A 15914-nucleotide genomic window follows, 5' to 3' on the forward strand; every position below is an offset into this window, starting at 1 on the left:
GGGATTACAGAAGCCGTGCGGCGGCGAATTCCAATTCGAGTTGGAATTATCAGTATGGTAGAGGATCAACGGGTTGAGCAAGCGAAACAGATGTTTATTGACTTGGATGTGAACGAAAATAAAATAGGATATGATAACCTACGGCAGGTTGGTAGAGGTGTCCGAGATGCTCAACCGGTTTGTGGGCGATGGGGGGTTGGCGGTGTCACCGTCAGGCGAAGTTTGGCCTTGTGTTTTTTCCAGATGGAAGCCGTTGGGTAATCTATTGGATCGATCGTTCCCCGAGTTGATAGAAATGCAAGTGCTTGCAAGTGCGCGCAAACAACTTAAAGAATATTTCATCAGTATGGGTTCTGATGAAGATGATAAAGATGATGATAAAGAGTCATGCGGTCCAACTTATGGGAGATGTGAGCCGCAGTGCCCACCGCGATGCTCACCTGCTTGTAATCCTTGCGCTCCGAGCAGACGTTGTTGGCCAAGCTATTAACACTTAAGAAACAGGTGAAGAAATTGATTATTGAAAGGGCTGTATGTCAAGTCGCTTCAACAAATCCAAACCAATGGCCGTTTAATGTACCAGCTGTTGCCCAATTATTAGAAGAGGGGCTTACGTTCACTGTACCAATTACTTTCCTAGTGGGTGAGAATGGATCAGGAAAGTCAACTGTTATTGAAGCGTTGGCTGAGGCATACGGATTAGATGCAAGAGGAGGTCGAGCGGGACGCAAATACGTGAATGATCGACCGAAAACGCCGCTTGGAGAAGTGATGCAGCTAGACTATACACCGAAGTGTTCTAAATATTCCGCCTCATTCCGGCGCAGAAAAGGGTATTTTTTGCGGGCTGAGACTGCTTTTGGGTTTATGTCGTTTGTCTCAGGGATGTATGGGTATTGGGAGGAAAACATAACGGAAATGAGTCATGGTGAGGGCTTCTTAACCGTCCTTAATACCATGTTTGATGATCCTGGTTTATATTTCATGGATGAACCTGAGGCACCCTTGTCCTTTTCATCATGCTTGCGTTTGGTAGCTCTCATGAATCGGATAGCTACCACAGGTGGCCAAGTGATTTGCGCCACACACTCTCCTTTGTTGACAGCACTTCCTGGTGCGGAGATCTTTGAATTTGGGTCTCATGGCATTCGCATGGTATCATGGAAGGAACTTGATTTAGTTGACCATTGGCGGCGTTATCTAAATGATCCATCCTTTTATTTGCGTCACATTTTGGAGGAGGACTAACTATGGATGAGTGGGAAGACCATCAAGCGTTCATGGTTAAATCATTAAGGAAAGCAGCTTCATATTTCCATGTTACCTTACAGGGAGATCCCGTGTTTGGCTGGCGTGACCGCTTCATCGTCATGCGCAAAAACTTTTTCCTCGATGTCGTTTAAAATAAGAGATCTAATAAAAGTTATTAACTCCCAACAAGAAGAGTTGGGAGTTTTTTATTCTCGAGCTTCCTGTATAAACACAAAATGACTTGAGTTCCCATACGGTTCTCAAGTCATTTTTCTAATGCTAGGCCATGGCAGCAAAAGAGTCGTTGTTTCTTCCGCCCCTGTATTCGATGGGTCGGTTAATCCTTATGGTCGGTGAGGTGCGAGGAAGGGAGGGGTTGGCCGGGTTGCAATATTGGCACGTTGAGTTGGACGCTGTCTGGATATTTGATGCCAGCTCCTGTGTTGAGCACAACGACTGTCTCATCGACGCTAATCCATCCGCTGTCCCGCAATCGTCGCGCTGCCGCAAATGCGGCCGCTCCTTCAGGGCACACATAGGCACCTTCCAGTCGGGCTATCCGCTTTTGTTCTTGCAGGATGGTATCATCTTCCACAGCCAATGCGCATCCCGCTGTTTGGTGAATCGCTTCCAGCACCAAGAAATCGCCGAGCGCTTTGGGGACGTTGATCCCAAACGCGACAGTGGATGCACCGCTCCAAAAAGTGGAGGTCTGCTTCTGTTCAGACCATGCTTTGACAATGGGTGCACATCCTTCTGCTTGCACCGCGACCAAGCGCGGGAGCCGATCTCCTATCCATCCCAGTTCACGCAATTCCTGCAAGGCTTTGTAGATGCCGATCAATCCCACGCCGCCACCGGTCGGATACAAGATCACGTCCGGAAGTTGCCATTCCAGTTGTTCCACGATTTCGAAGCCCATCGTTTTTTTGCCTTCGATACGATAAGGTTCTTTGAGAGTGGACGCGTCATACCACCCATGTTCCTTAATGCTTTGGGCGATCGTGTTGCCCGCATCGCTGATGAGTCCGTTGACCAAGGCCAGATGGGCACCGGCGATCACACACTCGACCTTTGCCGTCAGAGGCGCGTCCAGCGGCATTACGATATGGCACTGAATGCCGGCTTTGGCCGCATAAAGTGCCCAAGCCGCTCCAGCATTGCCGTTTGTCGGCATGGACAGCTCTTTGACACCCAGTTCTTTGGCTCGGGACACGCCGACCGTTGCGCCCCGAACTTTAAAGGTGCCGCCAGGGCTTATGCCTTCATCTTTCATAAGCAAACGGAAGATGCCCATGTCATCGGCGAGTCGGGGCAAGGGGAGCAAAGGTGTCATCCCTTCGCCGGCCGAAACGATGTGCGCGTGATCCTGTACAGGCAACAATTCATGGTATCGCCACATACTGTTAACCCGATTGCGCAAGTCTTCCGGCTTCAATCTGTTGCGCAATTTCGCCAAATCATATTGGACGAGCAGCGGAGCTCCACAACTACATTGTTGCATGATCCGGTTAATTTCGCTTGTGCCTCCGCACTTGGAGCATGACAAGTGGGTGGCGTAACTGAACACTAGATCACCTCCGTTTTTGATGAGCAAACTGTCATTGCATGAGAATGTTGTTCACATTCACACTCTATGTCACAAGTTGGCAGAGGGATTCGTGCTTTGGGTGGTTTCTGGCGCAAGCAATAAAAAGCCAGTCTGAAGAGCCGAGCTTTTAATCTGTAAAGCGAGGTGTTTCTTGGTATCGATCTCATACCGATGGATTGGTCAGCCATCGATCATTTTCTACAAAAGGGAAGCGCCACTACCACAACACTTTTTCTAAATACTGGGCGATCCCGTCTTCTTCGTTACTCGATGTGACGGCGTAGGCCACTTCTTTCAAAGCGTCAATGGCATTTCCCATGGCGACGCCTTGGCCTGCATGCTGAATCATTTCCAGATCATTGTCCTCGTCGCCGAATGCAATGATGCGGTCGCGAGGAATGCCGTAATAGGCGGCGATCCGTTCCACGCCAACCCATTTGTTGACGCCGTGCCGGATGATTTCGATCATATGCCACGGCGCCCCCCAACTGCGCTGTTCAATCACTTCGGCGTGTGCGTTTTGCAATTGGCGGAACAAGTCGTTCATGTTGGATTCTTGCGGTTGAATTAGGATGGAAGTGCAATCTTCCGTCAACAATTGACTTAAATCGCCTTGATGGAAGGGACGATCCGCAATGAAAAACGAGTGGTCCATGATGATGTCTTTCTCGCGGATGTACACGTTGTCTAACAATTCAACCATGATATGGCGTACGTTGAAACGTTCACAGATGGCAATCACTTCTTTGACAGTGGTCAAAGGCAACGTTGTATGATAAGGGCCGAAGTTGGGATCGTGCGGATGGTGCACATATGCCCCGTTGAAATTGACCAAGGGAGTGTCGAGCTCCAACTCTTCATAATACGCTTTGCTAAGATGATGCGGCCGGCCGGTGGCGATGCAAACTTTGTGTCCCTCTTTGGCGGCGCGGCGCAGTGTTTGTTTCGTTCTGGCGGAAACGGTTTTGTCATTTTTCAATGTGGTTCCATCTAAGTCGATCGCAATTAAGTATGGTTGCTTCAATGGTTTTTCTCCCTCCTGCTATCGGCGGTAGATCTGCCTGCCTCTCTCTATCATCTCACGAAAGATGGCTGTGTTCCACACCTGATCAGGCTAAATGGGGACGATGAGATCGGGCTTTCACCGCCTATCTCGAAGGCCTTGCATATTTTGTTCGCTGGATCAAAAAGCTAAGAATGAGTTTGAAAGCGATGGTCAACATCATTCCAGCGGAAAAGAGGGATTGGATGGATAAGGAAAAAGACTTGCAGGCTCAAGCGGAATGGACGGATGGGGAATTGGCCGATTATCCCGCCGATCATGATCCTGACACGCATATCACGGCCGGTATTCAGGAAGCGTACAATCTTCATCCCGTTGACGATGAGGAAAGCCAACCATGACTAAGGCATGTCTGATGAATAGGCCAGCGGCCCAAAACCATTTTCTCATTCGCTTCACTTGTGCATCGGCGCTCCTCGCGAAAAGGTTTTTCCGCCGCTTCTTCCCCACCAACTTGATTTGCCAGACACACCCTAGGAGACCAATGAGGGATAACGGTATGGAGTGCGGCCGTTTGGAAGTGGGCTTATCTCCCGACAACAATGGTTTTTCGGTCACTGGATCAACAAAGGGACCATCTCTCCGGAGATGGTTTTTCTTGTCACATTTTTATTTTGAAAAATATATTGACGATAAAAAAGAATGGGATTATAATTCGTATAACAAATTCCCGGATGATTCATCTAATGCTGGCGATGACAAGGAGAGTAGGCGATCAAGGGAGTCGACAGAGAGCTGCCCCAAGGCTGGAAGGGCGGTGATGACCGATCGTTGAAGATCACCTTGGAGCTTCACCCGTGAACAGGCTGATGTGCAGTAGCGGGTGACGGAGGGTCCCGTTATCAGACCGGAGTCCGACCATGGACTCACAAAGCCCGCTTTCCGTGAGGAAGACGGGGAAACTGGGTGGTACCGCGCGTTCTCACGCCCCAGCGATTGACAAGAGTTCGATCGTTGGGGCGTGAGAATTTTTTATGATGGTAAAAAGTTCATTTGATAGGTTAGCGATGACAAGGAGAGTAGGCGATCAAGGGAGTCGACAGAGAGCCGCCCCAAGGCTGGAAGGGCGGTGGCGACCGATCGTTGAAGATCACCTTGGAGCTTCACCCGCGAACAGGCTGAATATGCAGTAGCGGGTGACGGAGGGGCCCGTTATCAAACCGGAGTCCGACCATGGACTCACAGAGCCCGTTTCCCGTGAGGGGGATGGGAAAACTGGGTGGTACCGCGATTCTCCCGCCCCAGCGATCGGCATGATCGATCGTTGGGGCGGGAGAATTTTTTATGGCCCGGTTGGTTTATGCGGTGAATGATAGCGTTGGGCGCTCTGTCTCAATGTTAAAACTGTGTAAACCAATAAGTTTAATAGGAAAAAGTACAAAATGGATTGGGGAGGTTACACGATGGAGCGATTGACGAAAAAAGAATGCTTATGGGTAAGCTTGATGGTTTTCTCTTTGTTTTTTGGAGCCGGCAATCTGATCTTTCCTCCGTTTCTGGGACAAACGGCGGGAACGCAATTATGGCCAGCTTTGGGGGGGTTCATTGTGTCGGCTGTGGGTTTGCCGATCTTGGGTGTCGTGGCAGTAGCCAAGTCGGGTGGATTGCAGTCCTTGGCCAAACGCGTTCATCCTGTCTTCGCTGTGGTCTTCACTTTGCTGGTCTATCTGTCGATCGGGCCGTTGTTGGGGATTCCGCGTAACGGAGGGTTAGCATTTGAAATGGGGATTTCTCCCTACCTGCCCTCGGCGTGGCTAGAAAGCGGGATGGCCTTGTTTATTTATTCATTGGTGTATTTTGCCGTTGCGTTTTGGCTGTGTTTATCCCCGGCCAAATTGAGCGACAGGCTTGGGAAGTTGCTCACTCCGCTTTTATTGTTGCTACTGGGTGTGATCTTCGCGTGCAGTTTGGTCAATCCGCTGGGTTCGTTTGGCTCACCGGTAGGCGGATATGTAACGGGCCCGTTTTTCAAAGGATTTTTAGATGGGTATATGACAATGGATACGATTGCGGCTCTAAACTTTGGCATTGTCATCGTGATGGCTTTGAAGAAGAAGGGAGTTAAGGGTGAAAAAGCGCTAATCACCTATACGATTTATGCTGGAGTGTTTGCGGGCGTTTTGCTGGCGGGCATCTATGTGTTGTTGGGGTATCTGGGGGCCTCGGGTGCTAGCTTAGCAGCTGGAGCGTCCAATGGGGCTGATACGTTGACGCATGTGGTCTTGCATCTGTTTGGCACATCAGGGATTGTATTGTTGGGCCTCGTGTTTACGCTAGCTTGTTTGTCTACATCCGTCGGCTTGATCACCTCTTGCAGTCAGTATTTTAGCTCGTTGACGCCCCACATCTCATATAAGGGATGGGTGGCGATTCTCTCCAGCGTCAGCATGCTGTTTGCCAACTTGGGTTTGGATGGGATTTTGGCGGTGTCTGTACCGATTCTGTCCGCTATTTATCCGATGGCGATCACGCTCATCGCGCTGGCTTTAACCGACCGTTGGATTCATGGCCGGCGGATGGTGTACGTAGGAGCGATGGTATGTGCCGGAGTTGTCAGTGTTGTTGACGCTTGTGTGCAGGCGGATCTTTTCAACGGCCACCTGGTGGGATGGCTCAGCCTATTGCCTCTTTATGAGGAAGGATTGGGGTGGACAGTTCCGGCATTGGTTGGCGCCGCCATCGGGCTGGCCTTGGCAGTGATGGTGGAAAGCCGCGCAGTGAGACGAACACAAATCAACCAGCCATCTTAATATGAGGAGATAAAAAAACGGTCCTGTCTCTGTGGACAGGTGCCGTTTTTGCTTTGTGACGCACGAGAGGCCAAGCGACTCCTTATATGTCAATTGCTTTTTCTTTCACTTCGTCTGGCACTTGAATAGTTTGCGTAAACGGGCCGCTGTAGATGAACTCGTATTGGTCGTCGACCAGATGCTGATTTGTTTTGCCATTGGTGCTCAAGTCGGCGTCATATTTGATTTTCAGAGTGCTTTTGACATAATTGAAGCTTTTTTCGTCGATCCAGATTTTAAACTCAAACGATTTGGTTTTCACTTTGCTCATGTCGATGATGCCAGTGGTGGAGAAAACAGCCGCAGTGTAAAACTCTTTTTGGAACGGTTCGCCAATTGACGATGTTTCGTCAAAACTTGTCAAAACCAGAGAAAGGAACCGACAAGCAAAAGAAAGAACTGGAACAAATGTAATAGATAGGGAGGAAAGAATATGAACGCGTTAGATTATAACCGGCGAACCACTTTTATGGATTCTTTGGTGAGAGAGATGAGTTTGCAGCAAATGTACGTGAACGAATACTTTCTCAAGCATGGGCTACAAGCGAATAAAATTTATTTTGATGAAGAGGCGATGCGTTTAGTCCATCAAGCCTTGCTGAATGAATTTTTGCGAACAAATAATACACATTTTATCACCTTGGCTCAGTATATAGAGCACAAAAGCAATACACGAAGCTATCTGGCGCAAATCAAACCGTGGAAACCGCACCGGGGAAACGAAGATAGCGATGTGGATCGGTATAAGGCATAGGGAAAGAACGTGAATAAGCGGAAGCTGTTAAGGTTATGACAGCTTCCGCTTTTTCGTGTTCAGTTGCCAGCTTGGTGGCGCTTCCAAGAGTCTGAACGACCGTAGTGCCCGCTCCGTTGGTAGCGATTATTCTGATGACTGTGACGGCCATTGCCAAAGTAGTGGACAAGTATCAAAAGGGAAATAAGCGCGTGACTGTCAATGGGCTGAATGAGGAGAGCCGGGCGCTGGTGAACTGCGTCGGGTTATCCGCGCCTACCGCCCATTGATGCCGGGATCACAGGCGAAGCTTAACACTGGACGGGGATCATCCCTTCTGTGCATGTAGCGCAGGGGATGATTCTTTTTTGATGGCGGGTGAATGGCGCAGGCACAATAAAACCCGCCTCTGGGTATGTAGGTAGCTGAGGCGGGTTGAAGCGTGTCTGGCAAGTTGTCGATGGTTTTGGAACGGTTTGCTAGTAAGCGATGCCTACGCGGGCTTGGACGTAGGTGAGATCGTTAATTTGACGATAGACGAAGGCGCCGGTGTCAGCAAAGGAAATCCAGGTGCCGTTTTCAGGCAAATAATCGCGTTGCGCCCGAACAGGTGCTGGCGAGGGCCCTTCTTTCAAAGCGGTTGGGCACACGATCGTCCATGACAACGCTGTTTGGCAAAGGAGTTGATAGGCGCGGTGATGTTCCTCGGCGGCGGTGGTGATGCGGCGCCTGGATTCGGATGATTGGTAACGCAACAGGGCGGGGTCGACTCGGCTTTGCAGAATGCCGGCCGTTCCCACTGTGATAATCCGTTTGATGCGTTCCTGTTCCATTGCCGGCACGAGCGCGCGCACGCTGTCGGTCAGGGTGGTTGTCCCGTCTGTGCCAAGGGCGCTGATGACCACCTCTGCCCCAGTGACGGCTCGGCTGATGTCTTCCGGACGCCGTGCATCTCCATGCAGGAGAGTCAAGTTTGGGTGTGAGCAAGGGATGCGATCCGGATTGCGTACAAGTGCGGTGACATGATGTCCGTCTTGCAAGGCGAGGCGGAGCACATGCCCACCTACCCGCCCGGTGGCGCCCAATAGTAACAAGTTCATGGCAGCAGTCCTCTCATTGGTTGATTGTCAAGGCGTTGGGTCAGTATTTGTTGCACCTTGTCCATCGGGTCTGTCAACGTTTGATGATTGTCTACGTAAACGGCCTGGTGGGTGCCTTGATATTGCCATTCCATAGTGGTCATGTACGACTGCGTCGAACGAATGAGTTCAATGTTCATGACCAGGTGTGTTTCATTCATATGAAAGTTCACCTTCAGCGCATCCAAATAACCGTGGTATTTGCCGGTTGGTCGGAATTCGTATATTTGAGCGAAGGGTTGCGCTTTAAGGGTTGGGTCGTATTCATTATAGATGCGATACAGAATAAATTGGGCATCTTCGATCTGCTTTAGCAACTTCTGAACTAGTGGGTGGGGAAACACTTCAATTTTATCTGTGTCGCTAGGATCGATGGCGTGTTTGATATCCAGTCCCGTTTTCAAGTAGATGGGATAGCTTCCCGTCGACAGCGGGGTCGATAGTGGCAATCTGATTTGGAATGGAATTTCTCTTTTTTCGTTTGGTTCGATGACAAACGGCTGAGCGAGTTGGTACTTTTCCAAGGTATGGGATGTTTTTTTGCCTTTTTTTAGATACTGAATGACGAGATAGAGATAGATGTGATCGATTTGTTGGGGAACATTGCCCCCTTTGATCACGATTTTCCCCTTTACTTCTCCTCCGGCGCTGGCTTGGCTATCCGCCAATTGCGTGTCAACCGTTGCGGCACCGATTCCCAAACTGGCAAGCGGACGATATAAGACCATAGTTACTCCCCCATTCTCTGTTTCGTATCGTAGAAGGCTTAAAACAACGCCTTTCGCAAGTGCGGAGAAGCGGCGCGTCCGGGCCTTGTCGCTTGCTTGCCAGCCCGATGAAAGGGTGAAGCCGCTCCCGTGTTCGCTTTTTGTTTCTTCATCATCTATTTACCCGTTTGTGAACAATTTTCTACATATATATAAAAGGAGTTCTGGTTCTCCATTTTTCAGTTACACAGGGATAGTTTACCATAAGGGTTAATGAAAAAAAGGGGATACAAATATTCTGTTATTTATATAGACAATAATTAGAATATTTAATAAAATGATAGTAATACCGCAAGTGCATGCTGGTAAGACCATGATGGGAGGCGGGAGCGTGCAGGAACGGGTAAAACAGATTGATCGGCCCCAACGCTCGTCGGACCGGGTGGAGAGGCAGCTGATCAAAGCGATTTTGGAGGCGGAGTACCCGGCTGGTAGCCCATTGCCGTCAGAACGGGAATTGGCGAGCCGCCTTGGTGTGGGACGACCCATCGTCAGGGAAGTGATTCAGCGCTTGGAGCGGGATGGATGGTTGGCAGTGCGCAAAGGGCAACCTGCTATCGTAAAGGATTTCTGGCAACACGGGACACTCAACACGCTTGTCAACATTGTACGCAATAGTGAGAAAATAACGGGTGAAGTCATCACCCACTTGCTGGAATTGCGGATCTCCCTGACTCCGGCATATGTCAGGGATGCAGTGGCGAATCAGCGCCCCAAAGTGGTTGCGCTCTTGTCCACACTGGAGCAGTTGGAAGATCGTGCGGATGCGTTTGCGGCGTTTGATTGGCATTTGCAGAAGAGTCTAGCCAGTCTGTCGCCCAATCCCATTTATGTGCTGATTTTGAACAGCTTCGAGCAGGTATACCTGAAGATGGCTCGCCTTTATTTTGCCGAGTCAGCGCGCCGGGAGGCATCGCGGCGTTATTATCATGATTTGTTGGAGGCAGCTTTGGCGCAAGAGGCGACGTCTGCGGAACAGCTGGCACGCGCAATGATGGCTCGAAGCTTAGAGGAATGGCAAAACGCCATGGCGGGGGAGAGACGATGAATGCGAAGACAGTAAAAGAGTTTTGGCTGTTTCCCGATATTTTGCTGATGGGTGTGCTCTTTGTGAGCGGCTTGGTCGTGACAGCGCCGCAGTTGACTTCGGTTAAAGGGTGGGTGCCATTGGGGATTGGGATGCTCACTTATGCGGCGAGCGAATATTTTATTCACCGCTTTCTTTTCCATCTGCCGCCCCCCAAACATCCAGTATTGTTGAAATGGCTCAAACGACTTCATTATGACCATCATGCGGACCCTCATAAGCTGGACTTGTTGTTTTTGCCTGCTTGGTACAGCTTGCCGTTGATTGCGGTGGCCGCGGGGGCGGTCTATTTGATCACATCCAGTTTGTCGTGGACGGTGTCTTATGTGACAGGCGTGATCGGTTTTCTGCTTTATTATGAATGGTGCCATTATGTCGCTCACCGCCCCATCATCCCGCTCACTCCCTGGGGGCGTTGGATGAAAAAACTCCACTTGCGCCATCACTTCAAAAATGAGCATTACTGGTATGGGGTCACCAGCCCGGCGTTTGACTTGCTGTTGGGAACGTTTAAAAGCGAAAAGGAAGTGGGGCGAAGCGATACCGTTCGTGATCTGGAACAACATGCGCGGCAAGAGTAGGTGCAATCAGCACAGGGACGCATGGGACAGGTATAAGCCTGGGAAACTAATCCAGCCAGGTCGCGGCGCTGACGCTGGTTACTGCAGATGGACGGGTTCTCACTTGCTCACCAGACCGGCATTCTGAAGTGTTTCAAGCGGCTCAGGTTTCATTGGGGGCACTGGGGATTGTGGTTCGGATTGATCTGCGGGTTATGCCAGTTTACCATTTGCGTTACCGGAGCGCTATGGACTGCGATTTAAATGTAGGTCCTGCGGATACACGGTTCATGCTGACTTAAACGGGGCGATCAACATCGCCAAGGCGATTTCAGGTCTAGCGGCCTAGCGTACTGGTAACAGGTACGCCGCCCATGTGGGTACATGCTAACTGCATGGGACGGGGTGATGGCACACCCCTAAACTTGGGCATCGTTCAAAACGGAAAAGGACTGCGAACGCCAATGACCCAAGAATCCCACGGCTTCTGCCGTGTGGAGTGTCAATTGGCCGTCCATATGTACCAGGGGATGGAATATGAACCCTACTTTGCTGCGGTGGAAGAGATTCTGAAGCGGCATGGTGGCCGACCGCATTGGGGGAAACTTCACACCATGGGGCCTAGGGAGCTGGCCACGCGCTATCCCAAGTGGGCCGATTTCTTAAGGGTTCGGGTGGAGCTGGACCCGCACGGGGGATTCTTGAATGATTATTTGTGCACTTTATTTGGCTTGCGTTGAAAAAGAAGAGGAGGAAAAAGGCGATGCCGTACAGTTGGTTGGGGGTTATCATGCTGTCCAGCTTGGCGTATCTAGCGGTGTTGGCCAAGCGGTACCAGACGGGGAAATATGTGCTCAAGCCTGGTACGATGGGGCTAATCATCGCCATGGCAGTGGCCGGTTTGGATGGGGGTGATCGGGCTGGTTGGCTAATCCTGATCGGCTTATGCTGCTCCTTGATCGGGGATATCTGCCTGATGTTGCCGAAGGAGCGTTTTTTGGAGGGATTGGGTGCGTTTTTCTTGGCGCATCTTTGCTATGTGGCCGCGTTTTCCGCGGTGGGAGGGGATGCGCCAATGCCGAGAGGGTTGTTGGCCGCATTGGTGTGCGTAGGCGTAGGTTATATGTTGGTGTTGCGCGCGGGCGTCGTCCGGGAGGGAGGAAACCGCCTGATGGTGGCGGTCGGTTGCTACATCGCCGTGATCACTTGGATGTTGGTGATGGCGGTGCAGACCAGTTCCCCTCTCCTCATCGCCGGTGCCATCGCATTCTATTTGTCGGATGCGGTATTGGCGTGGAACCGGTTTGTGCGTCCGTTCCCATGGGCGGAAATGGTGCTGATGGCGCTGTATTTTTTGGCGCAAGCGCTGCTGGCGTTAGCCGTATGGGGAGGTCTGCAAATGACTTGATGGGGAATATATATCTTTTGTTCCGTTTATTTACAAATATGAAATAATTAATAATTGTGGCGAAACACTTTTGTTTTAATATACAATTAACAAGAAGGACTATTTTCATTGAAAGGAATGGTTTTCATGGTGAAAAAAGGGAAAGGCTGCACTTACGCATTGGTTACGGCGATGCTCTTGTCCGGGTTTGCATTTCCGTCCGTAGCCGGAGCGGCCGTAACCGGCCATGTATACTGGTCCGGTGCCGGCGTATTGTATCCGGGCGAGTCGATCCATTCCGGAAAAGTGTTTTTGCCAAAAGGAACCAAAGTACTCGAGATCACGCAAATTGCTTCCGGGCGGGATGGGGAAGATCCTTGGCAAGGTTCCTATGAGATTAAGCTGCTGAACCACCGAGGCCAAGTAGTGGATTCCTGTCTGGGGGACAACTACAACTTCCAAACCACGGGAGAGTGTTATTTGGAAGGTGTGAAAACGGGCATCCATGAGGTGCAAATCACCAATCTGTCGTCACCGGAGATGAATGTCCTCTCTGCTAAGCTTCGTGACTAAATAGGATGTGAACGCGGCTCGGTTTCCCGGATTTGGGCAGGCCATCCAAGCGCACCTTTTCAGTGCCTCGCCAGAAGTTGCACACGCATACCCATATAAAGAGGGATAGGTCATTGGCCTACCCCTTTTGCGCTTGTCCGCACAAGCCCCAGAGCCGTCGGGCATATTTCTATCTCTTGTGATCCACCGCTTTTTTGATCACAGCGATCCCCTTGTCGATCTCCTCCTCTGACAGTCCGCCGAATCCCAACACGATTTGGTGGCGGTGCCGGCCTTTTTGTAAGGCGTAATGTTCCACGGATTCGGCAAGCCGGGGAACTCCGCCACCAAATGCATCCCCGCTTTGCGCCCCAAGATGTTGACTTGGGGGAAGTGGTGGGTGAGCGCTTTGATCAAATGATTGCGCTTTTTGTGATACACCTTTTTCATGTTGCGTATGTGGCGGTCCAAATGCCCTTCTTGGATAAAACGGGACAAAATCATTTGATCCATCAAAGGAGAGTGGCGATCCAAATACCATTTGTGCTTGCGGAACTGGGATACGAGCGGTGGCGGCAGGATCAGATAGCCGATCTGGATCGCAGGGGATAGGATTTTGCTAAATGTGCCAACATAGATCACTCGTTCCGGGGCCATGCCCTGCAAAGAAGGAACCGGAGTTCCTTCAAAACAAAACTCGCTGTCATAATCATCTTCGACAATATAGGAGTCATGAAGGCGGGCGTATTCAATTAGCTTCACCCGCCGTTGAATGGACAACGTGCCACCCATGGGAAATTGGTGCGAAGGGATGACGAAAATCAGCGGGACGGATTGACCATGCTGGTTCAACAGAGCGATTGCGCGTTGCCGTTGTTTGACACGACAACTATCCATGCCGAGGCCATAGCCGAACAAGCAGTGGGACAAACAGCCCATGTCGGCTAGGAGAGCAAGCATGTAAGTTCTTTCGATTATCGTCTTTTGATGAGGATTAAAGGCAAAGGGCTACTTATCAGGGACGCCGAACACAAAAACCCACCTTTTCCTGAGCGGAAGGGTGGGTTTTTGCAATGGGCTAAGGTACCCCGCATGCAAGGGTCCAGCCGCTCGATCGGCGAGCTGGATTGGGCGAGGAGTGAGCTTTATGAAACATTTACAAAACAATTTGATTTTTAGGTATTGTCATAGACACCCGACTCCGTTATACTATTCGCATCCAGTAAACATTTGTCCATTGTATAGAGACATTCGGTTTGGGTAGTTTATCATTCTTCCACTTTGACAGAGGAGGTTCAAGATGCAACGGACATCAGTCAATGTCGGCTTGTTGGGTTTTGGAACAGTAGGGACAGGCGTGGTGCGGATTATTTCAGCCCATCAGGAAGATTTGGTCAAACAAACGGGAATGGGTGTGAACATCCATAAGATCCTCGTTCGCGATCGGGACAAGCCGCGGAGCGTTCCCGGCATGGAGCATCTTGTTACCGATCGGGCGGAAGAGATTTTGCAAGATCCCGCCATTGATGTGGTGATTGAGGTGATGGGGGGCATCCATCCGGCCAAAGAATACATCTGTGCCGCGTTGGAGCGGGGCAAACATGTCGTCACGGCTAATAAAGATCTGATGGCGCTTTATGGAGCGGAGATTTTAACTTTGGCCAAAGAGCGGGGGAGTGACGTTTTTTATGAAGCCAGTGTGGCTGGAGGCGTGCCGATTCTGCGGGCGCTGGAAGAAAGTTTCTCCTCTGACCGCATCACCAAAATCATGGGGATTGTCAATGGCACTACCAACTACATTTTGAGCAAGATGAGCCAAGATGGGGCCTCCTATGAGGAAGTGCTGAAGGAGGCGCAGGCTCTGGGATTTGCGGAGGCTGACCCCTCTTCCGATGTTGACGGGATCGATGCTGCGCGCAAAATGACCATTTTGTCCACACTGGGGTTCCGGGTACCGGTGGCGCTGGAAGAAGTGGATGTGAAAGGAATCCGCGGAGTAACTCAAGATGATATCGCGTTTGGGAAAAAGCTAGGCTATGAAATTAAGCTGATGGGACTCGCCCAGCGCGACGATGACAAGATCGAGGTGAGTGTCGAGCCGACGATGGTTCATCACTCCCATCCCCTGGCTTCTGTCAACGGGGTGTTTAATGCCGTGTATGTGTATGGCGAAGCAGTAGGCGAAACGATGTTTTACGGACCAGGTGCGGGCGAATTGCCCACGGCTACTTCGGTCGTATCAGATTTAGTGATGGTGGTTAAAAATATGAAGCTACATGTCAATGGGCAGGGGATGGTTGCTCCATACAAAGAAAAACGGATGAAAGAAGAAACGGAAAAGCTGTCCAAGTACTTTTTGCGCATGGTGGTGACGGATCAGCGCGGGGTGCTGGCTCGTATCACCCAGTTATTTGCTGACAATAACATCTCTCTCGGCCAAGTGATCCAACAGCCGCTTCCAGAAAGCGAAGAAGCGGAGATTGTGTTGGTGACGCATGAGATTACCAAACATGATTTGCGGCAGGTTTTGCTGGCGTTGGCGGACATGGATGTGACGAAAGAGATTAAAAGTTGGTACCGGGTGGAGGGCGGCGACGAATAACCCTTAGCGTAATAAGAGGATTTAGTAACGCTTGGAGAGCATAATCAATTAGGGTCGCAAGACAAATCTAGGAGGTGTGCAAGGAGTAGCTCGGCCGTGTCCAGCGTATCTTTTGTTTCGGGACGAGAGGGGCTAATGAGGTCATACATCATACGTCTAATTATCAAACTGCCAAGTAGGTCTGCCGTGGCATGGGATCGAGGCGGTGTGCAGAAGAAAGCGGGATGGGGTGTGGTACCCCATCCCGCGAGAATGTTGACAAACCCTGCGAATCAACTTTGTTGATCGCAGGGTTTTTGTATATAAAAGGGATATAAACAATTAATGGATGAATATCAACCCATATAAACTTAAAACCACCTCCCTTACCTGCTCTCGAAAGCAGCATAGCCA

Annotated in this window: 20 protein-coding genes, 1 pseudogene and 2 other annotated features; of the genes and pseudogenes, 14 read left to right on the forward strand and 7 right to left on the reverse strand. The window is 50.4% G+C overall.

The genetic code is table 11. The features are described 5' to 3' along the window. The first annotated feature begins 166 nt into the window (after nucleotides 1-166). From CLV36_RS18050 to CLV36_RS17415, 3 genes are read left to right on the forward strand one after another with little or no spacing between them, the layout of a single operon-like run. Nucleotides 167-490 (forward strand): SPASM domain-containing protein, encoded by a 324-nt coding sequence (locus CLV36_RS18050; protein ID WP_416332402.1) that lies wholly within the window; start codon nucleotides 167-169, stop codon nucleotides 488-490. Continuing rightward, nucleotides 475-1248, forward strand: coding sequence for an AAA family ATPase (locus CLV36_RS14030; RefSeq protein ID WP_219904916.1), 774 nt, complete (start codon nucleotides 475-477; stop codon nucleotides 1246-1248). The genes CLV36_RS18050 and CLV36_RS14030 overlap by 16 nt, the downstream gene beginning before the upstream one ends. 2 nt (nucleotides 1249-1250) lie before the next feature. Further along, a complete protein-coding gene (locus CLV36_RS17415; protein ID WP_181353074.1) occupies nucleotides 1251-1403 on the forward strand; it encodes a hypothetical protein in 153 nt (50 codons plus the stop codon). 185 nt (nucleotides 1404-1588) lie between these two features. Here the strand turns inward: CLV36_RS17415 and CLV36_RS14035 are convergent, their stop codons facing one another. Further along, a complete protein-coding gene (locus CLV36_RS14035) occupies nucleotides 1589-2821 on the reverse strand; it encodes a threonine synthase (RefSeq protein ID WP_223248040.1) in 1233 nt (410 codons plus the stop codon). A gap of 238 nt (nucleotides 2822-3059) precedes the next feature. Beyond that, nucleotides 3060-3866: a Cof-type HAD-IIB family hydrolase gene (locus tag CLV36_RS14040; RefSeq protein ID WP_102991725.1), complete on the reverse strand. Its 807-nt coding sequence runs from the start codon at nucleotides 3864-3866 to the stop codon at nucleotides 3060-3062. Nucleotides 3867-4090: 224 nt separating this feature from the next. On the opposite strand from CLV36_RS14040, the gene CLV36_RS17420 reads away from it, so the two are divergent. Then, nucleotides 4091-4246 (forward strand): hypothetical protein, encoded by a 156-nt coding sequence (locus tag CLV36_RS17420; RefSeq protein ID WP_181353076.1) that lies wholly within the window; start codon nucleotides 4091-4093, stop codon nucleotides 4244-4246. 345 nt (nucleotides 4247-4591) lie between these two features. Beyond that, nucleotides 4592-4840, forward strand: a binding site (T-box leader). A gap of 63 nt (nucleotides 4841-4903) precedes the next feature. Further along, nucleotides 4904-5152, forward strand: a binding site (T-box leader). A gap of 156 nt (nucleotides 5153-5308) precedes the next feature. Continuing rightward, the gene (gene brnQ, locus CLV36_RS14055) at nucleotides 5309-6655 is read left to right on the forward strand and encodes a branched-chain amino acid transport system II carrier protein (protein WP_106343090.1); all 1347 of its coding nucleotides are present in this window, start codon (nucleotides 5309-5311) and stop codon (nucleotides 6653-6655) included. 82 nt (nucleotides 6656-6737) lie between these two features. On the opposite strand, the gene CLV36_RS14060 is transcribed toward brnQ, so the two are convergent. Continuing rightward, nucleotides 6738-7058 carry a hypothetical protein gene (locus CLV36_RS14060; protein ID WP_106343091.1) on the reverse strand — a complete coding sequence of 107 codons (321 nt, stop codon included), beginning with the start codon at nucleotides 7056-7058 and terminating at the stop codon, nucleotides 6738-6740. Nucleotides 7059-7127: 69 nt separating this feature from the next. Here CLV36_RS14060 and CLV36_RS14065 point away from each other — a divergent pair, with 69 nt between their 5' ends. Both CLV36_RS14065 and CLV36_RS17425 read left to right on the forward strand, forming a co-directional pair. Next, nucleotides 7128-7448, forward strand: a complete 321-nt coding sequence (locus CLV36_RS14065) for a hypothetical protein (protein ID WP_106343092.1) — start codon at nucleotides 7128-7130, stop codon at nucleotides 7446-7448. A 116-nt stretch (nucleotides 7449-7564) separates the two neighbouring features. Then, entirely contained in the window at nucleotides 7565-7717 is a 153-nt protein-coding gene (locus tag CLV36_RS17425; RefSeq protein ID WP_181353077.1) for a hypothetical protein, read from the forward strand. 189 nt (nucleotides 7718-7906) lie between these two features. Here the strand turns inward: CLV36_RS17425 and CLV36_RS14070 are convergent, their stop codons facing one another. After that, a complete protein-coding gene (locus CLV36_RS14070; protein WP_106343093.1) occupies nucleotides 7907-8527 on the reverse strand; it encodes an NAD(P)-dependent oxidoreductase in 621 nt (206 codons plus the stop codon). Then, entirely contained in the window at nucleotides 8524-9294 is a 771-nt protein-coding gene (locus tag CLV36_RS14075; RefSeq protein ID WP_106343094.1) for a sporulation protein, read from the reverse strand. Before CLV36_RS14075 ends, CLV36_RS14070 begins: the two co-directional genes overlap by 4 nt. Before the next feature lie 370 nt (nucleotides 9295-9664). On the opposite strand from CLV36_RS14075, the gene CLV36_RS14080 reads away from it, so the two are divergent. The 6 genes and pseudogenes from CLV36_RS14080 to CLV36_RS14105 all read left to right on the forward strand — a co-directional run bounded on the left by CLV36_RS14080 (nucleotide 9665) and on the right by CLV36_RS14105 (nucleotide 12940). After that, on the forward strand, nucleotides 9665-10381 hold the full coding sequence (locus CLV36_RS14080) for a GntR family transcriptional regulator (RefSeq protein WP_425436586.1): 717 nt from the start codon (nucleotides 9665-9667) through the stop codon (nucleotides 10379-10381). Further along, nucleotides 10378-11001: a sterol desaturase family protein gene (locus CLV36_RS14085; protein ID WP_106343096.1), complete on the forward strand. Its 624-nt coding sequence runs from the start codon at nucleotides 10378-10380 to the stop codon at nucleotides 10999-11001. Before CLV36_RS14080 ends, CLV36_RS14085 begins: the two co-directional genes overlap by 4 nt. Nucleotides 11002-11224: 223 nt before the next feature. Beyond that, nucleotides 11225-11329, forward strand: a pseudogene (locus CLV36_RS14090) (zinc ribbon domain-containing protein); the annotation flags it as partial. 25 nt (nucleotides 11330-11354) lie between these two features. Further along, the gene (locus CLV36_RS14095) at nucleotides 11355-11720 is read left to right on the forward strand and encodes a D-arabinono-1,4-lactone oxidase (RefSeq protein ID WP_106343097.1); all 366 of its coding nucleotides are present in this window, start codon (nucleotides 11355-11357) and stop codon (nucleotides 11718-11720) included. A 23-nt stretch (nucleotides 11721-11743) separates the two neighbouring features. Next, the gene (locus CLV36_RS14100) at nucleotides 11744-12388 is read left to right on the forward strand and encodes a lysoplasmalogenase (protein WP_106343098.1); all 645 of its coding nucleotides are present in this window, start codon (nucleotides 11744-11746) and stop codon (nucleotides 12386-12388) included. Between the two features lie 126 nt (nucleotides 12389-12514). Beyond that, nucleotides 12515-12940, forward strand: coding sequence for a hypothetical protein (locus tag CLV36_RS14105; protein WP_106343099.1), 426 nt, complete (start codon nucleotides 12515-12517; stop codon nucleotides 12938-12940). 198 nt (nucleotides 12941-13138) lie between these two features. Here the strand turns inward: CLV36_RS14105 and CLV36_RS14110 are convergent, their stop codons facing one another. Next, complete coding sequence (locus tag CLV36_RS14110) at nucleotides 13139-13879, reverse strand: aminotransferase-like domain-containing protein (RefSeq protein WP_106343100.1); 741 nt, start codon at nucleotides 13877-13879, stop codon at nucleotides 13139-13141. 340 nt (nucleotides 13880-14219) lie between these two features. Between CLV36_RS14110 and CLV36_RS14120 the strand changes: the two genes are divergently transcribed. Beyond that, nucleotides 14220-15521 (forward strand): homoserine dehydrogenase, encoded by a 1302-nt coding sequence (locus tag CLV36_RS14120; protein ID WP_102991740.1) that lies wholly within the window; start codon nucleotides 14220-14222, stop codon nucleotides 15519-15521. A gap of 163 nt (nucleotides 15522-15684) precedes the next feature. On the opposite strand, the gene CLV36_RS17545 is transcribed toward CLV36_RS14120, so the two are convergent. Further along, the coding region (locus CLV36_RS17545) for a hypothetical protein (protein ID WP_219904917.1) at nucleotides 15685-15914 on the reverse strand (230 nt) is incomplete at its 5' end.

The sequence above is a fragment of the Laceyella sediminis genome (assembly GCF_003003125.1).
Classification (GTDB): Bacteria; Bacillota; Bacilli; order Thermoactinomycetales; family Thermoactinomycetaceae; genus Laceyella; species Laceyella tengchongensis.

Excerpts from the sequence above, each read along its gene's own strand:
- CLV36_RS18050 (WP_416332402.1), top strand. The coding sequence starts at position 167 with ATGCTCAACCGGTTTGTGGGCGATGGGGGGTTGGCGGTGTCACCGTCA.
- CLV36_RS17415 (WP_181353074.1), top strand. The coding sequence starts at position 1,251 with ATGGATGAGTGGGAAGACCATCAAGCGTTCATGGTTAAATCATTAAGG.
- CLV36_RS17420 (WP_181353076.1), top strand. The coding sequence starts at position 4,091 with ATGGATAAGGAAAAAGACTTGCAGGCTCAAGCGGAATGGACGGATGGG.
- brnQ (WP_106343090.1), top strand. The coding sequence starts at position 5,309 with ATGGAGCGATTGACGAAAAAAGAATGCTTATGGGTAAGCTTGATGGTT.
- CLV36_RS14065 (WP_106343092.1), top strand. The coding sequence starts at position 7,128 with ATGAACGCGTTAGATTATAACCGGCGAACCACTTTTATGGATTCTTTG.
- CLV36_RS14070 (WP_106343093.1), bottom strand. The coding sequence starts at position 8,527 with ATGAACTTGTTACTATTGGGCGCCACCGGGCGGGTAGGTGGGCATGTG.
- CLV36_RS14075 (WP_106343094.1), bottom strand. The coding sequence starts at position 9,294 with ATGGTCTTATATCGTCCGCTTGCCAGTTTGGGAATCGGTGCCGCAACG.
- CLV36_RS14085 (WP_106343096.1), top strand. The coding sequence starts at position 10,378 with ATGAATGCGAAGACAGTAAAAGAGTTTTGGCTGTTTCCCGATATTTTG.
- CLV36_RS14095 (WP_106343097.1), top strand. The coding sequence starts at position 11,355 with ATGTGGGTACATGCTAACTGCATGGGACGGGGTGATGGCACACCCCTA.
- CLV36_RS14100 (WP_106343098.1), top strand. The coding sequence starts at position 11,744 with ATGCCGTACAGTTGGTTGGGGGTTATCATGCTGTCCAGCTTGGCGTAT.
- CLV36_RS14105 (WP_106343099.1), top strand. The coding sequence starts at position 12,515 with ATGGTGAAAAAAGGGAAAGGCTGCACTTACGCATTGGTTACGGCGATG.
- CLV36_RS14110 (WP_106343100.1), bottom strand. The coding sequence starts at position 13,879 with ATGCTTGCTCTCCTAGCCGACATGGGCTGTTTGTCCCACTGCTTGTTC.
- CLV36_RS14120 (WP_102991740.1), top strand. The coding sequence starts at position 14,220 with ATGCAACGGACATCAGTCAATGTCGGCTTGTTGGGTTTTGGAACAGTA.